This window comes from Paenibacillus sp. FSL H3-0333 (genome assembly GCF_038002805.1).
In the GTDB taxonomy this organism is placed as follows: domain Bacteria; phylum Bacillota; class Bacilli; order Paenibacillales; family Paenibacillaceae; genus Paenibacillus_AQ; species Paenibacillus_AQ silagei.
This window is the reverse complement of the sequence record NZ_JBBODG010000001.1, coordinates 1,040,435-1,058,181: the sequence shown is the minus strand read 5'-3', so window position 1 is coordinate 1,058,181 and position 17,747 is coordinate 1,040,435. Positions and strand designations below refer to the sequence as shown.

Below are 17,747 nucleotides of genomic sequence, written 5' to 3'. Positions count from 1 at the left end.
TCCGTGAATTTCTTCTTAGGTTGGCACTTTCTGGCGGTTTTCATGCACCTGCCGGGGGAGCGGGGCGTTTCTTTTCACGGAAGAGTGGTAATAAATGAAATGGATCATCACTTAGGAGGGACTAGACTATGAGCACACAGGAACCCCGTCCGCAAGGTCTTCCGCAATTTCCGGAATCGTTATGGCTAGACAGTACAGGTCTGCCGTCTTTTCCGGTGCTTGCGGAAGATCATGTCACAGACGTAGCTATTGTAGGGGCAGGAATTACCGGGATTACTACCGCTTATCTGCTGTCCAAGGCCGGATATAAGGTCACACTGCTTGAAGCCGGACAGATTCTCGGCGGGGCCACCGGCTATACCAGCGCCAAAATCTCCGCCCAGCACGGCATGATCTATCATGATCTGCTGAAGCATTTCGGCGTGGAGCAGGCCCGGATGTATTATCAGTCGAACAGCGAGGCCATGGAATGGATGATTGCCACAGCGGAGGAGCTGGACCTGTCCTGCGGGATGAAGCGGGAAGCGGCCTACCTGTATGCGGATCAAGGTGACGAGAAGACGCTGAAGGCGCTGAATAAGGAATTCGAGGCTTACGGCAAGCTGGCACTGCCCGGAGAGTGGCTGGATCAGGTCCCCCTGCCGCTGGGCGCGGGCGGGGCCATCCGGATGCCGGATCAGGCCCGTTTTCACCCGCTAAAGTACCTGAAGGGACTGCTGCAGGCGGTTCTGGACAGGGGCGGCGCCGTATTTGAGCATACGATGATCGGAGAGAAGGTCGATACGGACGGACAGATAACCCTGCATACCGAGGGAGAGAAGCTCCAGATCCGCTGCCGCCATGCCGTGTCGGCTTCCCACTTCCCCTTCTATGACGGCGGCTCCCTTTACTTCTCACGGCTGCATGCCGAACGCTCCTACTGTCTGGCGTTCGAGCCGGAGACGGATTATGAGGGCGGCATGTATCTGAGTGCCGGTGAACCGGCCCGTTCGCTGCGGGCAGTGGAATGGGGAGACCGGAAGCTGGTCATCGCCGGCGGAGAGAACCACAAGACGGGTCAAGGCATTTGTACGTTCGGCCATTATGAGAATCTGGAGCGGTTCGCCGGGGAGCTGCTGGGCATCCGCAGTATTCCGTTCCGCTGGTCCACCCAGGACCTGATCACGCTGGACCGGGTGCCCTATATCGGCAAGCGCGCTGAGGACGAGGAGATCTATATCGCTACCGGCTTCGGAAAATGGGGCATGACGAACGGAACCGTGGCTGCCCGCCTGATCGCAGACGGCATTCTGGGAAGCAGCAACCCGTACACCGGGCTATATGATCCCTCACGCTTCAAGGCCGTTCCAGCCATCAAGAACTTCATCGTGCAGAACTTCTCGGTCGCCAAGGAGCTGGTGGCCGGCAAAGTGGAGATTGTGCACACCAAGACAAAAGATCTGGAGCCGGATCAGGGGGCTGTTGTCTTCCATGACGGCAAACGTGTCGGTGCCTACCGCGATCCCGAAGGCCAATTGCATCTTGTGGACAGAACCTGTACCCACATGGGCTGTGAATGCGAATGGAATAATGCCGAACGCTCCTGGGATTGCCCGTGTCACGGCTCCCGCTTCTCCTACGAAGGCGATGTGCTCGAAGGTCCGGCGACCGTGCCTCTTAAGACAATTACGCCGGAAGACTAAAGCGGGATGACCGGGCGCGGCGGGGCATTAGCGGCACAAGTGGTACCGGGGGCCTGGGGGCCTGGCGGTCTGCACTGCCGGAGCTGCGGCTCCGGCGTGATTGTGCCCGGCCGCTCAGGTATAATAGACAGTATCTTCTAGAATTACCCATCATTCTATATATAAGGAGCGTGACGACAGGTTATGGATTTGAGAGGAACCAGTATTGTCATTACAGGTGCAGGCAAGGGAATCGGCAAGGCGCTCGCTATGGCGCTGGCTAAGGAAGGTGCCAACCTGGGGCTGATCTCCAGAACCTCGGCGGATCTGGAGGCGCTGAAGGCGGCGCTGACCGAGGTGTACGACATCAAGGTCAGTATCGCTGTAGCCGATATCGCCGTACGTGAAGAAGCGGAGCGGGCGGTAGTGGCCCTGCAGAAGGACCTCGGCCCCTTCGACGCGCTTATTAACAATGCCGGGATCGCCCAGTTCGGCGCGTTCCTGGAGATGGACCCGGCGGACTGGGAACGGCATATGCAGATCAACCTGTTCGGGGCCTATTATGTGACCCGCGCGGCACTGCCTGCGATGATCGAGCGTTCGAGCGGCAATATTATCAATATCTCCTCCACCGCAGGAGAACGCGGCTTCGCCACAGGCTCGGCCTACTGTGCTTCCAAGTTTGCTCTTATGGGCATGACGGAGTCGCTGGCGATGGAGGTGCGTAAGCATAATATCCGTGTCGTAGCGCTGACCCCAAGCACAGTGAATACAGGCCTTGCTGCCGATGCGGGTCTTAAGATCGGGGACGAGGACCGGATGATGCAGCCGGAGGATGTGGCCGAGCTGACGCTCGCTGCGCTTAAGCTGCCTGACCGCGTCTTCCTGAAGACGGCAGGGATCTGGACCACAAATCCGCAATAAAGACTGACATTACGTACAGCCCTACAAGGAGGACTTGGCATGCTGGTAGTTACTAATACGATTAAGATCAAGGAAGGACATGGTGAAGCGCTGGCCTCACGGTTCAGCGCAGATAACGGGGTGCAGAGCATCCCTGGCTTCATCCGCATGGAGGTGTGGCGCGGCGCTCCCAAGGAAGGCGTGGAGGAGCTGAAGATCAGCACCGTCTGGGAGAATGAGGAAGCGCTGAACGGCTGGACCTCAAGCCCCGCCTTCCGGGACTCGCACCGCGGTGCCGGCCGGAACGAAGCCATTGTCGGCTCCTCGCTCGACAAGTACGAGCTGCTGCACAGCCGTACTCCGGATGTCCAGGCTGAATAGCTCCGATCAAAAGAAGGGCTTCTCCCTTTAATAGAGATTCGCTGGCAAAAGCAAAAAAATCGCTCCTTTCGGGATGGTTGATGGATCTTCCATTTTCCCGAAAGGGCGATTTCTTTGTTGTTTTTTCAGAAAATTGTAGAACTAACTACTTCTTACCGCTGTGTATCCGAAGCAGAGGCTTCGCTAATCTCCTGATGCTTGCCGGGCCAGAAGGCCAGACGGCCGAAGAGAACAGTGATAGCCGGTACCAGGAAGGGACGGACCACAAAGGTATCCAGCAGGACACCGATCGCAGTGATGATGCCGAACTGGACCAGCACCTGAATCGGAAGACTTGCCAGCACGGCGAACGTACCGGCCAGGATAAGTCCGGCGGAGGTAATGACCGAGCCGGTCTCATTTACACCTTCTGCAATCGCCTGCTTCAGCGGCATATGCTTACGCTTTTTCCAGATATTCGAGATCATGAAGATGTTGTAATCCTCCCCTAGCGCTACCAGGAAGACGAAGGAATATAGCGGAATGGACCCTTGAATCGCATCTGCTCCGAGCACATAATGAATGATGATCCAGCCCAGGCCCAGTGCCGAGAAGAACGATAGAATTACTGTCCCCACCAGATATACTGTGGCTACGACAGATCTGAGATAGACCAGCAGCAGCACCGTAATCAGGCCGATAACAACCGGGATGATCAGATCAGTATCCCGTTCTCCAAGCTCCTTGGTATCGTGCTGGGTAGCAGTCTGGCCGCTGATCCATACCTTATCCTGTGCGTTCTCAATCCCGGATTCCGTCAGAGCCGACTCAACCGTAGCCTGAAGTGCAGGGATATGGTCCATTGCCTCAATCGAATACGGATTGTCCTTGAACTCGATATCATAGGCGGTAATCTTCGGGTTGACGGCCCCCTGCTGCGGGTCTGAGACCACATCCACGTAGGACAGGCTGCTCAGCACCGATTTCAGGTCTTCTCCGCCGGATAACCCTTCCGTATCAACCATCAGCTTGGCGGGCGCCAGCTCACCGGGGGAGAATTGCTTGCCAATCAGGTCGAAGCCCTCTCTTGATTCCATCGTCTTCGGGAACGACGACAGAATATCATAGGTGAACTTAATTCCGCTGGAGAATGAGGCCAGCACTCCCAGAAGTACTACGGTAATTCCGACAATGGCCCACGGGCGGGATACCACCAGGTACCCGATTCCCTTACGGCGGGCAGGCTGCGGCTGCGGCACCGGTCTGCCCTTGGCCTTGGCCCGCTCTGCTTCCATCTGCGGCGTGCGAGGCACGAACGGGAAGAAAGAGGTCCGCCCGAAGATCGCCAGCAAGGCCGGAACCAGGGTCAGACTGGCTACTCCCATAATCAGAATGGACACGCTGAACGGCACTGCAAACCGGTGGTACGCGCCATATTTGGCCAGCAGCAGAGCGAAGAGGGCCAGCACCACGGTGAAGCCGCTCATCGCAATCGCCCCGGAGGAGTGGGAAATGGCGCTCAGCAGTGCGCGCCCCTTACTCTCCTCCACCTTCAGCATCTGACGGAAGCGCGAGATCAGGAACAGGCAATAGTCTGTCCCTGCCCCGAAGAGCAGCACCGTCATTATCGAGACTGCCTGCGAATCCACCGTAATCCAGCCTTCCCTGGCCATCAGGCCAAGCACCGGGCTGGTTACGCCATAAGCGAAGCCTACAGCGACCAGCGGAATCAGCGCCAGAATCGGCGAACGGTAGATCAGCAGCAGGAAGACCAGCACCAGAATGACGGTGGCAATCAGCAGCGACACATCGGCATTCTTGAACAGCCCTGTAGCATCTACTGAGATTCCAACCGGGCCGGATACGCGCAGGCTCAAGTCTCCGCTGTCCGGCTTGGCGGCAGACGGGTCAGTCCCCGTCTCCGTCCGGACCAGCTCCTTCAGGCTCTTCAGCGACTCTCCGAGCTGGTCGCTGTCCGCCGTCTTGTCAAACAGCACCGGGGTGACCAGCGTGCTCCGGTCCTCCGACAAGGACGCCTGCAGCGCCTGCGGCGGCAGCTTGCCCAGCGGCGGAACGAAGTTCTGATGCATAAGAGGCTGCTGCTCCAGCTTGCTGTATACTGCTGTTATATGTACGAGATCCTCCTCCGCGATTCCTCCGTCACGATGCCATACGAGCAGTGCCGGCACTCCGCTTCCGGCCGGAAATTCTCTCTCAGCAACGACCGATGCCCGCACCGATTGTGAATCCTCCGGCAGATTGGAGGCATTGTTAGCAACCTGTGAATTCACTGATGGCCATAGCATCGTAAGCACCCCGACCAGTGCAACCCACACCAGCAGAGTGATCCATTTGGTCTTGCTCCCTGCTACCCATTTTCCGTAGCCCGACATACCTTTCATCCTCTCTCCTATCCGTCCGCCCAAAAAAATGAGCCGCGGGTCATTTTGATATCCTTATCATATATACCCCGAAAATTTTAAGCAAATCTTTTTTCTGAAATGTTGAAAAACTAGAGTGATCACTGCCGCTGCTGCCCGGAAACAGCTGACTCAATGCCGCTAATAACGGGTGATCGTAGATACTCTCTCTAGTATTATCTGGAGAATTCGATTTAGACCTGCTTTTGAATCCGCAGACAGAAATGTTGCAGGAATTGCAACTTCCGCTCACAGATAAGCTGATAATTCGAGGAATGCTGTATAAAATGCAGGAAAGGCTAGGTTGGTGGAGTCGAGTAGTGGCATAGGTAAGTGGTGAGTTGATGTGTGAGTTGCAAAAAAAGCGTTCATAACAGAGAATGTCCGAAGACGCTCTGCATGAACGCTAGGTGATGCCTGGCTGTGACCTACAGCCGGTTATATTCAGGTAACTATTCCATTCAGATCAGAGATCAGCCTGCGTCCGGCAGGTCATCACCGGAGAACTGGCTGTTATAGAGATCGGCATAGAAGCCGCCCGCTTCCAGCAGTTCCACATGGGTGCCCTTCTCAATGACGCTACCCTGGTTCATCACCAGGATCAGATCGGCATCCTTGATGGTGGACAGGCGGTGAGCGATCACGAAGCTGGTTCTGCCGTGCATCAGCGTGTTCATCGCCTTCTGGATCTGCACCTCTGTCCGCGTATCCACGCTGCTGGTTGCTTCATCCAGAATAAGGATGGACGGATCGGCCAGAATCGCCCGGGCGATGGTAAGCAGCTGCTTTTGACCCTGGGAGATGTTCGAGGCCTCTTCATTCAGAATCGTGTCATACCCGAGCGGCAGCGTACGGATGAAGTGATCGGCATGCGCAGCCTTGGCTGCCCGCACCACATCAGCCTCCGAAGCCCCTTCCCGGCCGTAAGCGATATTATCGCGGATGGTCCCGTTGAACAGCCAGGTATCCTGAAGCACCATACCGAATTTGCTGCGCAGCTCGCTGCGCTTCATATCGGTGATGTTCACACCGTCGATCACAATCTCCCCGCCGCTGATCTCATAGAAGCGCATGAGCAGGTTGATCAGCGTGGTTTTGCCGGCTCCGGTTGGCCCTACAATGGCAATGGTCTGTCCCGGACTGACCTCGATGTTCATGTCTTCAATCAGGAGTTCACCCGGCTTGTAGCCGAACTGCACGTGACGGAATTCCACAGAGCCCTCTTCTGCAGCTGCTGAACGTTTCGCCAGTGTAGCAGCCACTTCAGGGATTTCCTCTTCCTCATCCAGCAGTTCAAATACACGTTCTGCCGAAGCGATGGTAGACTGAATGATGTTGGCAATATTGGCAGTCTGCGTAATCGGCATGGTGAACTGGCGCGAATACTGGATAAATGCCTGGATGTCACCGACGTCGATCGCTTTTTTGGTCACGAAGATCCCGCCGACCACACAGACCAGCACATACCCCAGGTTCCCGATGAACATCATCAGCGGCATAATAATCCCGGAGATGAACTGGGAGCGCCAGCCGGAGTTATACAGATCCTCATTGATGGCATTGAAGTCCTTCAGGGAATTCTTCTCCCGTCCAAAAGCCTTGATGATCCGGTGCCCGGTATACATCTCCTCCACATGACCATTCAGCTGGCCCAGCGATTTCTGCTGTCCGACGAAATAGGTCTGGGAGCGCTTGGTGATCAGCATAATCACTACGAAGCTCAGCGGCAGCGTAACGATCGTAATCAGGGTCAGCCACGGGCTGATCGTCAGCATCATCACAATAACCCCGACAATCGTCACAATGGAGGTGATCAGCTGGGTCAAGCTCTGCTGCAGGGTGGTACTGATGTTGTCCACATCATTGGTCGCCCGGCTAAGAATCTCCCCGTGGGTCCGGGAATCGAAATATTTCAGCGGCAGCCGCTCCAGCTTGCTGTTGATCTGCTCGCGCATGTCGTATACGACCTTCTGCGCCACACCGGCCATGACATACTGCTGGATATAACTGAACAGCGCGCTGAACAGATACAGGCCTGCCAGCAGGATCAGAATATCATTCACATAGCCAAAATCAATCGCCGCCCCAGGCACGCCCATCATCTTGCCATAAGCGCCTTCGAACAGCTTGGTCGTTGCCTTACCCATCACCTTAGGGCTGAAAATACTGAATACGGTACTGGCAATCGCCATTACGAATACGATAATCAGCTGTACCTGGCGCGGGCGCAAATACCGGATCAGGCGGCGCAGGGTGCCCTTGAAATCCTTCGCCTTCTCGGGAGGCATACCCATGCCGGGTCCGCCCGGGCCGGGACCGAATCCGCCGTGTCTGCGGGCGGGCGGCTTCATTGCTTTGTTCTGCTCACTCATGCTATTTCCTCCTCTGACAGCTGCGAGGATACGATCTCGCGGTACACCTCATTGTTGTCCAGCAGCTCGCGGTGCGTGCCCATACCGACAATTTGACCTTCATCCAGTACGATAATCCGGTCTGCATCCATTACCGTGCTTACCCGCTGTGCGACGATAAGGACAGTAGATTCCGTAGTCTCCTCCTTGAGCGCGGCACGCAGCTTGGCATCGGTCTTGAAGTCCAGCGCGGAGAAGCTGTCATCGAACAGATATACCTCCGGCTTGCGGACGAGGGCACGGGCTATCGACAGACGCTGCTTCTGGCCGCCGGAGACGTTACCGCCCCCCTGGGAGATGCTTGAATCGAAGCCTTCCTTCATCGCTGTGACAAAGTCATAGGCCTGTGCCACCTTGGCGGCATGAAGAATCTCCTCCTCGGTAGCATCCTCTTTGCCGTAACGGATATTCTCGTTGATGGTACCGGTGAACAGCACGGCTTTTTGCGGAATATAACCAATCTTGCTCCGCAATTCCTCCTGCGTCATCTGGCGCACATCCACACCGTCCACACTTACCGTACCTTCTATGGCATCATAGAATCTCGGAATCATGTTCAGCAGCGTGGACTTGCCTGACCCGGTTCCGCCGATAATGGCGGTAATCTCACCGGGGCGCGCACTGAAGGTAATTCCCGACAAGGCTGCCTGCTCTGCACCCGGATAAGCGAAGGATACATTGTCGAACTCCACATACCCGCGCAATCCGTCACGGCCGTCCTCCTGTGTAGCTGTAGCCGTAGTCTTCAGTTCTGCAGAGGTAGGGTCCTTAATCTCTGGCTGCATATCCAGCACTTCATTAATGCGCAGCGCTGAGGCAGAAGCTCTTGGAATCAGCACGAACATCATCGACACCATGATCAGCGAGAACATAATCTGCATTGCATACTGAATGAAGGCCATCAGGGAGCCAACCTTCAGATCCCCGTCGCCAATGCGGATTCCGCCGTAATACAGAATGGCAATCATCGAGAAGTTCATGACGATCATCATCAGCGGCATGAGTCCCGCCATCACCTTGTTGACTTTAATCGCCGTGTCGGTAAGGTCGCGGTTCGCCGCACTGAACCGTCTGTTCTCATGCTCAATCCGGTTGAAGGAGCGGATGACGCGGATACCGGTCAGATGCTCGCGCAGCACCAGATTTAATTTGTCCAGCTTGATCTGAATGGCCTTGAACAGCGGAAGGCCCTTCATTCCAATGAAGAGGATCGCTCCGACCAGCAGCGGAATCACCACTACAAAGATCAGCGAGAGCTTGGCGTCCTCCGACACCGCCATAATAATCCCGCCGATCATCATCATCGGAGCACCAACCATCATGCGGAGCATCATAGTCAGAACGGTCTGAACCTGTGTAATATCATTAGTGGTACGTGTAATCAATGAGGCCGTACCCAGCTTATCGAATTCATGGAGCGTAAAATTCTCCACATGATTGAACACCCGGGAACGGGTATTCTTCCCGAAGCCTGCCGCCACTCTGGCTGACAGATAGCTGGCAATAATAGAGCATAGCACACCGCCAGCCGCCACCAGCAGCATGAAGCCGCCGATTCTCCAGATATAAGGCTGGTCGCCGTCCACAATCCCCTTGTCGATAATGTCACTCATCAGGGTCGGAAGATACAAATCCCCCATGGACTGCAGAAATACAAGAATCAGTACAGCCGCAATGGCCCAGCGAAAGGGCTTCAGTTGTTTCATTAATTTAATCATGCTTCTCATCTCCGTTCATTTGTAACCGGTCTAGATTAGGCGGAGGATTATCCTCCATAAAGGCATAGACTTTCAGCAGCAGTTCCGCCAGTTGATCAGATTCTTCCTCACCTAAATACTCCACCATCCTGTTAAGTGTGGCGTCCATATGGTCCCTGGCTCTGCGGGTAATAATTTTCCCCTGTTCGGTCAACTTGATGCGCACTACCCTCCGGTCAGACGGATCAGCCTGCCGTTCTACCATCTGCTTGGCTTCAAGACTGTTAATCAGCTGGGTTACTGTTGGCGGAGTCAGTCCCAGGAAGCGGCTGATCTCCGACACCTTAAGTCCCTGATCTGAAGCATGCGAAGCCCGTGCAATACATATCAATAAAGTCATCTCACTTGGCTTATGCCCCTCCACTGAGTGATGCCAATGCCCTTTGCGCAGCTTCCGAAGTGCAGAGAAAAGCTTGTGTCCGACTGTGTTTTCACCTTCGCGATTTATCCCAATGCTTCCACCCCATTTTAGTTAGGTCTACAAATAATTAAACCCTATATTAATTAGGCTACCTAATTATATTTTCGTGCCTGCAATTTGTCAATTCCTGATTACGCTCTTGTTATGTAATTTATTTCACATTACCACGCGCAAACGCTCCCGCGACACAGAGGGCCGGGGAGTCTCTCTTAGCTATACAATTAACTGCTCTAATCTGCTCTAGAATTCCACTCCGTGTTCAACAGCGGTAAAGCCTCTTACCTTGGACTTCTGTTCTGTTCCTGTACCCGCAAGAATGAAGCTAAACAATACCAAAACGCTGGCCGTCATCAACAGTGATCTCTTCATGCGCTCTCACCTCCCTGATCAGCTCCCGGTAAGCATTCTGCTGGGTATCGGAGGCATAGTCTCTGTTCAGTTCAAATAAGGTTACACAATTAATAAAGTCCTTGCCGCTGTTCAGCCTAATGGTCAGACGCAGACAATGAATGATATAGTCGATTCCCTTGGCATATTGCTGGCGGGAGATATGGTAGATCGCAATCTGATAATAGAGACGGTACACCCGGTCTACATTGATCGTATCCTGGAATTGTTCAAAGCGCAGCATCTCCCGGGAAAAGCGCGACATCACCGTATCAGCGGAGAAACCGAAGCGGTTGGCCGACTCCATAATAATCACCATGCCGGACAGAATCTCACCGGGATGCTCGGACAAAAAAGCGATATAGGACGGCAATACAGAGATATTGCCCATCAGAATCTCCAGCGTGAACCCGTTGGCCGTGGCAAACAGCTTGAAGCTGTCCACACTGCTGCGCCCCTCGTCATCCAGCATCTCGAACCATCCCAGGTCCGCATAGCCGGCGGTATATTTCTTGGCCTGCTGATACTCCCCCTGCTTGGTAAGCGCCGAGGCCTTCAGCAGATAACCGTGCCCGTAATAGACCACCAGCGGACGTTCTGCCTGAAAGGCCTCTGCCCTCTTCCCCTTGCTGCGGCGCAGCTCCTCGCGGTAGATTCCGCTTGCTAATGCCCTCAGCTCATCAGCGAATTTCTCCACATCCTTCCAGCGGTGCAGCGCGAAGCATACCTTCGCCAGCTTCAGCAGCCCGTCCAGCTGCATCTCCTCGGGAAGCAGCCCACGATACGGCTCGAAGCTGATTACGGCGCGCAGCTTCTGCTCCATATCCACATCCGGAGTGGATTGCAAAGACATGAAGATACGGTACTGGCTAATCGCCATACGCTCGGAATAGCTGTCTTGTTCATGGTCTACAATCAGCTTGTAGAATACGATGGACTCCTGTACTTTGCCGCTGCAGAATAGCCTCTCTGCCACCCTGTAGATGATATCCAGCGGCCGCTGATATTCCATAATCCGCCTTAAGACCTCTTCAATGCATTGCTGCTTGCCCATCTCGGCACATTTAACCAGGAAGGGCTCGATACGGCGGCGGGAGATCCGCTCTTCACTGAAGCACTCATCCACATACAGCGGATACAGCCAGCCTTCCGGGAAGCCGAAGGCCCGGATCACGGCATCGAGCTGTCCCAGCGAGATGGGCTTCGGCGGATTGCCGTGAAGAATGGCGCTGAGACTGCCGCGGTTCAGGCCGGAGACTTTGGCAAATGAGGCAAGATTATGGCCCGAGCGGGACAGATTCTTCTCGATTTCCGTACGTAAAGTAGTCAGCTTCGCCTCCACCCGGCACCTCCCTATCCATCATTCAGGTTATCCTTCTATTAATTGCCATTATAGGACAACACTATGAAAAGCACAACAAAATGGCCCCACATTAGTAGGACCATGATTAACAAACACCGTCAGATGCTTGGGTGTATTATAGATTATTGCTGCAGAGCCGCCTGATTCCTGATCCGCTGGCTCTTCTTATTCTTGCCGTAGGGCGCGGCTCCATTCTTGCGGCTGCGCAGGCTCTCCATCATCAGGTTCTGGGCCATCACAATATATCCGTCCAGCCGCTGGCTAAGCTCCAGCACTGTATGGTCGCTCAGACTCCGTTCCCGGGCCACCTCCAGCAGCTCGCTTCTTAAATTCTCTATAGTAAGGAACAGCTCATCTTCTCTGTAATCCCGGCCGCTAACATCAGGAGAATTCTGGTAAAGGTTCACGGTTACTCACCTTCTCTCTATCAACTTCTCCCTTATCATAAATCATGATGCCAAAAAACAAAATTTGAAAAAAAAGAAAAAAATGTCGGCGGAAGTATAAATAAGCTCTGTTATTTATATATCCTCCGGAGGCTCCGGCCGCGAATACCGCTCTCCTAGTACATTCATCGCAAAAGCAATCCACTCCCTGGCGGCAAAGGACAGATAGCGGTCCTTGCGCCAGATCATGCCCAGCTGCCAGGGAATCACCGGCTCGGTCAGGGGAATCACCGCAATCCGCGAACGGTCAATATCCCGGCAGATGGTCTCCGGCAGCAGCGCAATGCCCATTCCGGCGGCGACCATCCGGCTGATCAGATCCCACTGGGAGCTTTCATAGACCACCTTGGGCTGAAAGCCAGCTTTGACACATTCCGAGATAATCCGGTCATGGAGGGCGAAGTCCTCCCGGAACAGGACGAACTCCTCCCCGGCCAGCTCTCTCAGCGGCACCTGCTGCTCTCCGTCCAGACGGTGGCCTGCGGGAACCAGCAATTCCAGCTTCTCCTCCACAAAGGTGAAGCAGTGGAATCTGGCCGGGTCCACCGGCAGTACAATCGCCCCGATATCGAGCAGGCCGGACTCTACGTCATCCTCCACTTTCTTCGCCCCGTCCTCATGCAGCCGGATCGTCACCTCTGGATACTTCCGGTGGAATTCCCCGATGACCGCCGGGAAGAAGCTGGCTCCAACCATAGGCGGAAGTCCGATACGGATATGCCCCTGCTTCAGATTGCGCAGGCTGTCCAGCTCGGAGGAGAGGCTGGCAAAGGACTCTACAATGTTCTGCGCCTTGACGAGCAGCAGCTCTCCCGCATCCGTCAGACGGATGCTCCGGCCCTCGCGGTAGAACAGGTCGGCCCCCAGCTCCATCTCCAGATTGCGGACCATCTTACTGATGGTCGGCTGGGTGATATACAGCGATTCTGCGGCTCTGGAGAAGCTGTTCAGCCTGGCGGCCTGCACGAAATACTCCAGCTGTCTGATATCCATTAGGTAACCTCCATGCATAGACAATTAGAATGCGAGCTATTCAATCCATTCATTGTACCTATGAAAGAATTAGATGTAAAATTTCAGTAAGAGATGAAAGGAGGTAATCATGATGAAAAAGATTGCCTTAGGCTTATTGCAGGTGGCCGGACTAACCGTGTTCTCCCTGCTCGTTAACGGATTAACCTCACTACTGCATATTCCGCTTCCCGGAAGCATTATCGGGATGATTCTATTATTCCTGCTGCTCGAATCCGGCGTGATCCGGCTGAACTGGGTGGAGGCAGGAGCTTCTTGGCTGCTGGCTGAGCTGCTGCTGTTCTTCATTCCATCGGCTATCGGGGTCATGAACTACTCGAAGCTGCTGGAATCCTTCGGCCTGCAGGTACTGGCTGTTGTGCTCGTGGGCACCTTTGCTGTCATGGCCAGCTCGGGTCTGCTGACAGGGATGATCTATAAAGTAAAGGAGCGTAGAAGCTCATGATGACCGGACTTTTATTCCTTGGACTTACCATTGCGGTATATCTTATAACCAAACGGATCTATGCGGCCAGCGGCAAAATGTACGCCTCTCCGCTGATCATCACCCCGCTGGTAATCATCGGCTTCCTGCTGATCACAGGCAGCTCTTATGAATCCTACAATGCAGGCGGCAAATGGCTGTCAGACCTGCTTCAGCCGGCGACAATCGCCTTTGCGATTCCGCTGCACAAGAACTTCAAGCTACTCAAAAAACACGCCGCCGAAATTGCGGCAGGCGTGCTGTCAGGAACGGTAACGGCTGTACTGTCGTCCATGCTGCTGGCCAAATTAATGCACCTGAGCGGAGATCTCGCCACCAGCCTGGTCCCCCGTTCGGTAACTACGCCGATTGCCATGAGCATCTCACAGAGCATCGGCGGAGTTCCCAGCATCACCGCAGTCTTCGTCATTCTCACGGGTGTGCTTGGAACGATGATGGGTCCTTCGGTGCTGCGCCTCTTCCACATTGAGAATGAAGTGGCACGCGGGGTCTCGCTGGGCACTGCAGCGCATGGCACCGGCACCTCCAAGGCCTTCGAGCTTAGCTCGCTGACCGGCACCATCTCCAGTATCTCGATGATTCTGGCGGCGCTGTTCTCCATTGGGCTGGCACCCGCACTGATCGCAGTGTTCATTCATTAAGCAGCTCCCTGACCCTAGGACAGAGTCCTACAGCTTCACCGGCAATCCGCTCTGGGCGGATTCATACGCGGCGCAGGTTACCTTCAGCGTCTTGTACCCGTCCTCGTAATCGCTGAGAATACGGGAGCGGTCTCCGGTGCGGACAGCGTACAGGAAGGCCTCGCTCTCTACCGCGTAAGGGTTGCCCGTATTCTTGTATTCCTTGCTGTCCCCGCTGCGGACTTCAAGCAGACGCTCCGGGTTCCAGTCAAGCATGCCGTTGTCATTATAGAAGCTGATTCCAGCCTTGTTCACCTCTCCTGGCAGCACACAGGTATTGGAGATGCTGGCGATAATGCCGCTTGCAAGCTTCAGCGATACGGTGCCTACATCGGCTACGGTCACCCCTTCATGCTTCTCATGCATAATCCGGTTGCCGAACATGCCGTAGACCTCTGTCACCTCACCGGCCAGATAACGCAGCAAGTCAACAATATGCGTCGTCTGCTCCGTGAATTGCCCGCCGGACTGCTCCTGATTGCGCCACCACGCCACGCCGGGCATTCCGCCCATCCATTCTCCGGTAATCATCCCTACCTTGTCTCCGGCAAGCGTCTGCTTCAGCCGCTGGATATTCTCCTGATAGCGGAAATGATAGCCTACCGAGGTCAGCAGCTGATGCTGCTTGATATCCTCCAGCAGACTGGCCGGAATGGCTGTACTTGAGCCTAGCGGCTTCTCGATGAAAAAGGGGATATCCCTGCGGATCAGCGCCCGCTCAATCGCCCCGTGCGACTGTGGCGGCACGCAGATGTAGACGGCATCCAGCTTGTGGCTGTCCAGCATCTCGGTAATCTCCCCGTAGCCTTCGGCCCCGTAAGGGCGGGCCATCTCTTCTCCCTTAAGCTTGCTGCTGCCGCAGACCGCCTTCAGCGACACATCCTCCATGCCCGCCAGCAAATCCGCATGTACCTTGGAGAACCAGCCTGTTCCAACAAGTCCGATATTAAGCGTCATGTCATTACCTCCTGAGTTGTCTGGTGAATGCCTTTTCAGTAGATTATACTCGCTTAGGTCATAACAGAGTAGTCCCGCCACTCCTCTGGAAGCAGCTGCCGGTAGGAAGGCTGCATGAAGCGGTCGTCTGCGAGCACAATGACCCCGCTGTCGCTCTCACTGCGGATCAGCCGTCCTCCAGCCTGCTGCACCTTGCACATGCCAGGGTAGATATAAGCATAATCGAAGCCGTTCTTGCCCTGTGACTGGAAATAGCTCCGGAGCAGATTGCGCTCCAGACCCACCTGCGGGAGTCCGACCCCCACCACCATTACCCCGTTTAACCGGTCGCCGGGCAGATCCACCCCTTCGGAGAAAATACCGCCCAGCACGGCAAAGCCAAGCAGCGGCTCCGGGTTATCCGGGCGGAAGGCCGCCAGGAAGCTCTCCCGCTCCGGCTCGCTCATCCCGCTGCCCTGCAGCAGCGTAGGGACTTCAGGGTACTTCTCAGTGAACACCTCATAGACATTCCTCAAGTACAGATAAGAGGGAAAGAAGACCAAGTAGTTGCCCTTCTTCGAGACCATGCCTCTAAGAGCATTACTCAGCGGCTGCAAGGAAGCCTCCCGGTCATGAAACCGGGTGGATACCGGCAGGACAGACACCTGCCACTGCTCTTTGTGAAAAGGTGAGGCCAGGCTCAGACTGTAGTCTTCCTCGCCTGCACCGATCATGTCCCTGTAGTACGAGAGCGGCGAGAGGGTCGCAGAGAACAGAATCTGGCTGCGAAAGCTCTTGCCCATTTGCTGCAGCAAATGCGACGGATCGAGATTGAACAGCTTCAGATACACATCTCCGCTGCGCACCTCGGCATAGGTAATGTAGCGTTCATCGTAGGTTTTGAAGGTGCGAAGCATCCCCTGTACTGCGTAATAGGTATCCAGCAGGCTATCCGCCCTGTCCTCCTCCGCCTGCACAGAGCCTACCAGGGAAGAGGAATTCAGCAGCTCCAGCTCCAGCTCCGCTTCGGCTGCGAAGTTCTCCAGCAGCTCCGGCAGCTCCTCCGGATAGGCCGCCCACTCTCCCGCACCCTTATCACCGCAGATCTTACGCAGGGCAATGAAGAAAGCGTTCACCGCTTTGGCGGCAGTGCCGAGCCGGGGATTCGCCGTTTTGTAGGTCCGGCTGAGCGCCAGGAAGGGTGCCTTGGTAAGCGAAGCCGAATACATCTCCCGGCCCCGGTCCACCAGATTATGCGCTTCATCCACCAGCAGCACGGTGTTCTTCTTACGCTCCTCAGACATGCGCTTCAGACTGATGCGCGGGTCGTAGATATAATTGTAATCGCAGATAACAACATCGCAGGCATAGGCGGCATCCAGCGAGAATTCAAACGGGCAGACCTGATGCTTACGGGCATAGCCGGCGATCGTCTCCCGGGTCATCAGTGTCTCATGCTCCAGCATATCAATCAGCGCGCCGTTGATCCGGTCATAATAGCCCTCCGCATACGCGCAGGAATCCGTGCCGCAGATGCCTTCCTCCCGGAAGCAGGCCTTCTCCTTCGCCGTCAGCGCAATGACATGCAGATGCAGCCCCCGGCGGTTCAGCATCGTGGCTGCCTCCTGCGCCGCGATCCGTGTAACGGTCTTGGCGGTCAGATAGAAGATACCGGCCGCCTTACCTTCGCCCAGCGCTTTGACCGCCGGGAACAGGGTGGACATGGTTTTGCCGATGCCAGTCGGTGCCTGGGCGAAGAGGTTCGCCCCCTCAGCAATGGAGGTGTAGACTGCGGCTGCGAAATGGCGCTGGCCGGGCCGGTAAGCCGAGAACGGAAAAGATAGGTTCGTGATGCTCTCCCCTCTCTTCGCCTTGTAACGGACCATCATTTCGGCATACGGTGCATACCTGCTTACTGTCTCAAGCGCAAAGGCCGTCAGCGCTTCACGGGACATCTCCCGGTAGAGACTATACTGTGCCTCGCTTCCCCGCTGCACATAGGTGAGCTTCACCTGAATGTAGGGAAGCTCAAGATCCGTTGCCAGCATGTAAGCGTACATATAAGCCTGGGCCCAGTGTACCTCCTTCCCTTCAAGCGCAGGATCCGGGATTCCGGCCATGGACTTGATCTCCTCCACTGTCAGGCTTCCATCCTCTGCCGTAAGCAGGCCGTCGCAGCGCCCGTCAATCTGGAACAGCAGCTCTCCGTAAGCAATTCCGGTCTTCAAATAGACCTCCTTGCGGTCCCCTTCCTTATATTGCTTCTGGATCAGCTGATGGCTGCGCGTCCCCTCCGCCATGGCGGTTCCGCTGCGGAAGCCCGGCTCCAGACTGCCGCTGCTGTAGGCAAATTCCACAAGCGCCCTCACGGACAGTGTGATTTCTGTATGCTCCATCCGTCCCCACCTCCAATAATTTCCGCCAGCTTTCACTGCGTAAGGCTCATATTCTTCGTTTAACGCCGATATTCCCCCGCCTGAGGGAGT

Annotated in this window: 14 protein-coding genes; 5 read left to right on the top strand and 9 right to left on the bottom strand. The window is 55.3% G+C overall.

Annotated features, from left to right (window positions below; genetic code table 11):
- Window positions 1-128 precede the first annotated feature (128 nt).
- The 3 genes from MHH78_RS04735 (at window position 129) to MHH78_RS04725 (ending at window position 2,945) form a co-directional block, all read left to right on the top strand.
- The gene (locus MHH78_RS04735) at window positions 129-1,682 is read left to right on the top strand and encodes an FAD-dependent oxidoreductase (protein WP_341166748.1); all 1,554 of its coding nucleotides are present in this window, start codon (window positions 129-131) and stop codon (window positions 1,680-1,682) included.
- A 183-nt stretch (window positions 1,683-1,865) separates the two neighbouring features.
- A complete protein-coding gene (locus MHH78_RS04730) occupies window positions 1,866-2,585 on the top strand; it encodes a 3-ketoacyl-ACP reductase (RefSeq protein WP_341166747.1) in 720 nt (239 codons plus the stop codon).
- A 39-nt stretch (window positions 2,586-2,624) separates the two neighbouring features.
- Window positions 2,625-2,945 carry an antibiotic biosynthesis monooxygenase gene (locus MHH78_RS04725; RefSeq protein WP_341166746.1) on the top strand — a complete coding sequence of 107 codons (321 nt, stop codon included), beginning with the start codon at window positions 2,625-2,627 and terminating at the stop codon, window positions 2,943-2,945.
- Window positions 2,946-3,097: 152 nt separating this feature from the next.
- On the opposite strand, the gene MHH78_RS04720 is transcribed toward MHH78_RS04725, so the two are convergent.
- The 7 genes from MHH78_RS04720 to cidR form a co-directional block, all read right to left on the bottom strand.
- On the bottom strand, window positions 3,098-5,326 hold the full coding sequence (locus MHH78_RS04720) for an MMPL family transporter (RefSeq protein WP_341166745.1): 2,229 nt from the start codon (window positions 5,324-5,326) through the stop codon (window positions 3,098-3,100).
- A gap of 491 nt (window positions 5,327-5,817) precedes the next feature.
- Window positions 5,818-7,716: an ABC transporter ATP-binding protein gene (locus tag MHH78_RS04715; RefSeq protein ID WP_341166744.1), complete on the bottom strand. Its 1,899-nt coding sequence runs from the start codon at window positions 7,714-7,716 to the stop codon at window positions 5,818-5,820.
- The gene (locus MHH78_RS04710; RefSeq protein ID WP_341166743.1) at window positions 7,713-9,473 is read right to left on the bottom strand and encodes an ABC transporter ATP-binding protein; all 1,761 of its coding nucleotides are present in this window, start codon (window positions 9,471-9,473) and stop codon (window positions 7,713-7,715) included. The genes MHH78_RS04715 and MHH78_RS04710 overlap by 4 nt, the downstream gene beginning before the upstream one ends.
- Complete coding sequence (locus tag MHH78_RS04705) at window positions 9,466-9,852, bottom strand: MarR family winged helix-turn-helix transcriptional regulator (RefSeq protein ID WP_341166742.1); 387 nt, start codon at window positions 9,850-9,852, stop codon at window positions 9,466-9,468. Before MHH78_RS04705 ends, MHH78_RS04710 begins: the two co-directional genes overlap by 8 nt.
- Before the next feature lie 403 nt (window positions 9,853-10,255).
- A complete protein-coding gene (locus MHH78_RS04700; protein ID WP_341166741.1) occupies window positions 10,256-11,662 on the bottom strand; it encodes a DNA-binding protein in 1,407 nt (468 codons plus the stop codon).
- A 143-nt stretch (window positions 11,663-11,805) separates the two neighbouring features.
- Window positions 11,806-12,090: an aspartyl-phosphate phosphatase Spo0E family protein gene (locus tag MHH78_RS04695; protein WP_076080942.1), complete on the bottom strand. Its 285-nt coding sequence runs from the start codon at window positions 12,088-12,090 to the stop codon at window positions 11,806-11,808.
- A gap of 114 nt (window positions 12,091-12,204) precedes the next feature.
- Window positions 12,205-13,122 carry a cidABC operon transcriptional activator CidR gene (gene cidR / locus MHH78_RS04690; protein WP_341166740.1) on the bottom strand — a complete coding sequence of 306 codons (918 nt, stop codon included), beginning with the start codon at window positions 13,120-13,122 and terminating at the stop codon, window positions 12,205-12,207.
- 112 nt (window positions 13,123-13,234) lie between these two features.
- Between cidR and MHH78_RS04685 the strand changes: the two genes are divergently transcribed.
- Window positions 13,235-13,606 (top strand): CidA/LrgA family protein, encoded by a 372-nt coding sequence (locus MHH78_RS04685; RefSeq protein WP_036728241.1) that lies wholly within the window; start codon window positions 13,235-13,237, stop codon window positions 13,604-13,606.
- On the top strand, window positions 13,606-14,286 hold the full coding sequence (locus MHH78_RS04680; protein WP_341170278.1) for a CidB/LrgB family autolysis modulator: 681 nt from the start codon (window positions 13,606-13,608) through the stop codon (window positions 14,284-14,286). Before MHH78_RS04685 ends, MHH78_RS04680 begins: the two co-directional genes overlap by 1 nt.
- A 27-nt stretch (window positions 14,287-14,313) precedes the next feature.
- Here MHH78_RS04680 and MHH78_RS04675 read toward each other — a convergent pair whose 3' ends face one another.
- Together MHH78_RS04675 and MHH78_RS04670 are read right to left on the bottom strand one after the other, a co-directional pair.
- Window positions 14,314-15,282, bottom strand: coding sequence for a Gfo/Idh/MocA family protein (locus MHH78_RS04675; RefSeq protein WP_076159248.1), 969 nt, complete (start codon window positions 15,280-15,282; stop codon window positions 14,314-14,316).
- Window positions 15,283-15,335: 53 nt separating this feature from the next.
- A complete protein-coding gene (locus tag MHH78_RS04670) occupies window positions 15,336-17,657 on the bottom strand; it encodes an ATP-dependent DNA helicase (protein ID WP_341166739.1) in 2,322 nt (773 codons plus the stop codon).
- Window positions 17,658-17,747: the final 90 nt, after the last annotated feature.

What these genes read in the sequence shown, in the direction of transcription:
- MHH78_RS04735 (WP_341166748.1), top strand. Translation starts at nt 129, where the DNA reads ATGAGCACACAGGAACCCCGTCCGCAAGGTCTTCCGCAATTTCCGGAA.
- MHH78_RS04730 (WP_341166747.1), top strand. Translation starts at nt 1,866, where the DNA reads ATGGATTTGAGAGGAACCAGTATTGTCATTACAGGTGCAGGCAAGGGA.
- MHH78_RS04725 (WP_341166746.1), top strand. Translation starts at nt 2,625, where the DNA reads ATGCTGGTAGTTACTAATACGATTAAGATCAAGGAAGGACATGGTGAA.
- MHH78_RS04720 (WP_341166745.1), bottom strand. Translation starts at nt 5,326, where the DNA reads ATGAAAGGTATGTCGGGCTACGGAAAATGGGTAGCAGGGAGCAAGACC.
- MHH78_RS04715 (WP_341166744.1), bottom strand. Translation starts at nt 7,716, where the DNA reads ATGAGTGAGCAGAACAAAGCAATGAAGCCGCCCGCCCGCAGACACGGC.
- MHH78_RS04710 (WP_341166743.1), bottom strand. Translation starts at nt 9,473, where the DNA reads ATGATTAAATTAATGAAACAACTGAAGCCCTTTCGCTGGGCCATTGCG.
- MHH78_RS04705 (WP_341166742.1), bottom strand. Translation starts at nt 9,852, where the DNA reads ATGACTTTATTGATATGTATTGCACGGGCTTCGCATGCTTCAGATCAG.
- cidR (WP_341166740.1), bottom strand. Translation starts at nt 13,122, where the DNA reads ATGGATATCAGACAGCTGGAGTATTTCGTGCAGGCCGCCAGGCTGAAC.
- MHH78_RS04685 (WP_036728241.1), top strand. Translation starts at nt 13,235, where the DNA reads ATGAAAAAGATTGCCTTAGGCTTATTGCAGGTGGCCGGACTAACCGTG.
- MHH78_RS04680 (WP_341170278.1), top strand. Translation starts at nt 13,606, where the DNA reads ATGACCGGACTTTTATTCCTTGGACTTACCATTGCGGTATATCTTATA.
- MHH78_RS04675 (WP_076159248.1), bottom strand. Translation starts at nt 15,282, where the DNA reads ATGACGCTTAATATCGGACTTGTTGGAACAGGCTGGTTCTCCAAGGTA.
- MHH78_RS04670 (WP_341166739.1), bottom strand. Translation starts at nt 17,657, where the DNA reads ATGGAGCATACAGAAATCACACTGTCCGTGAGGGCGCTTGTGGAATTT.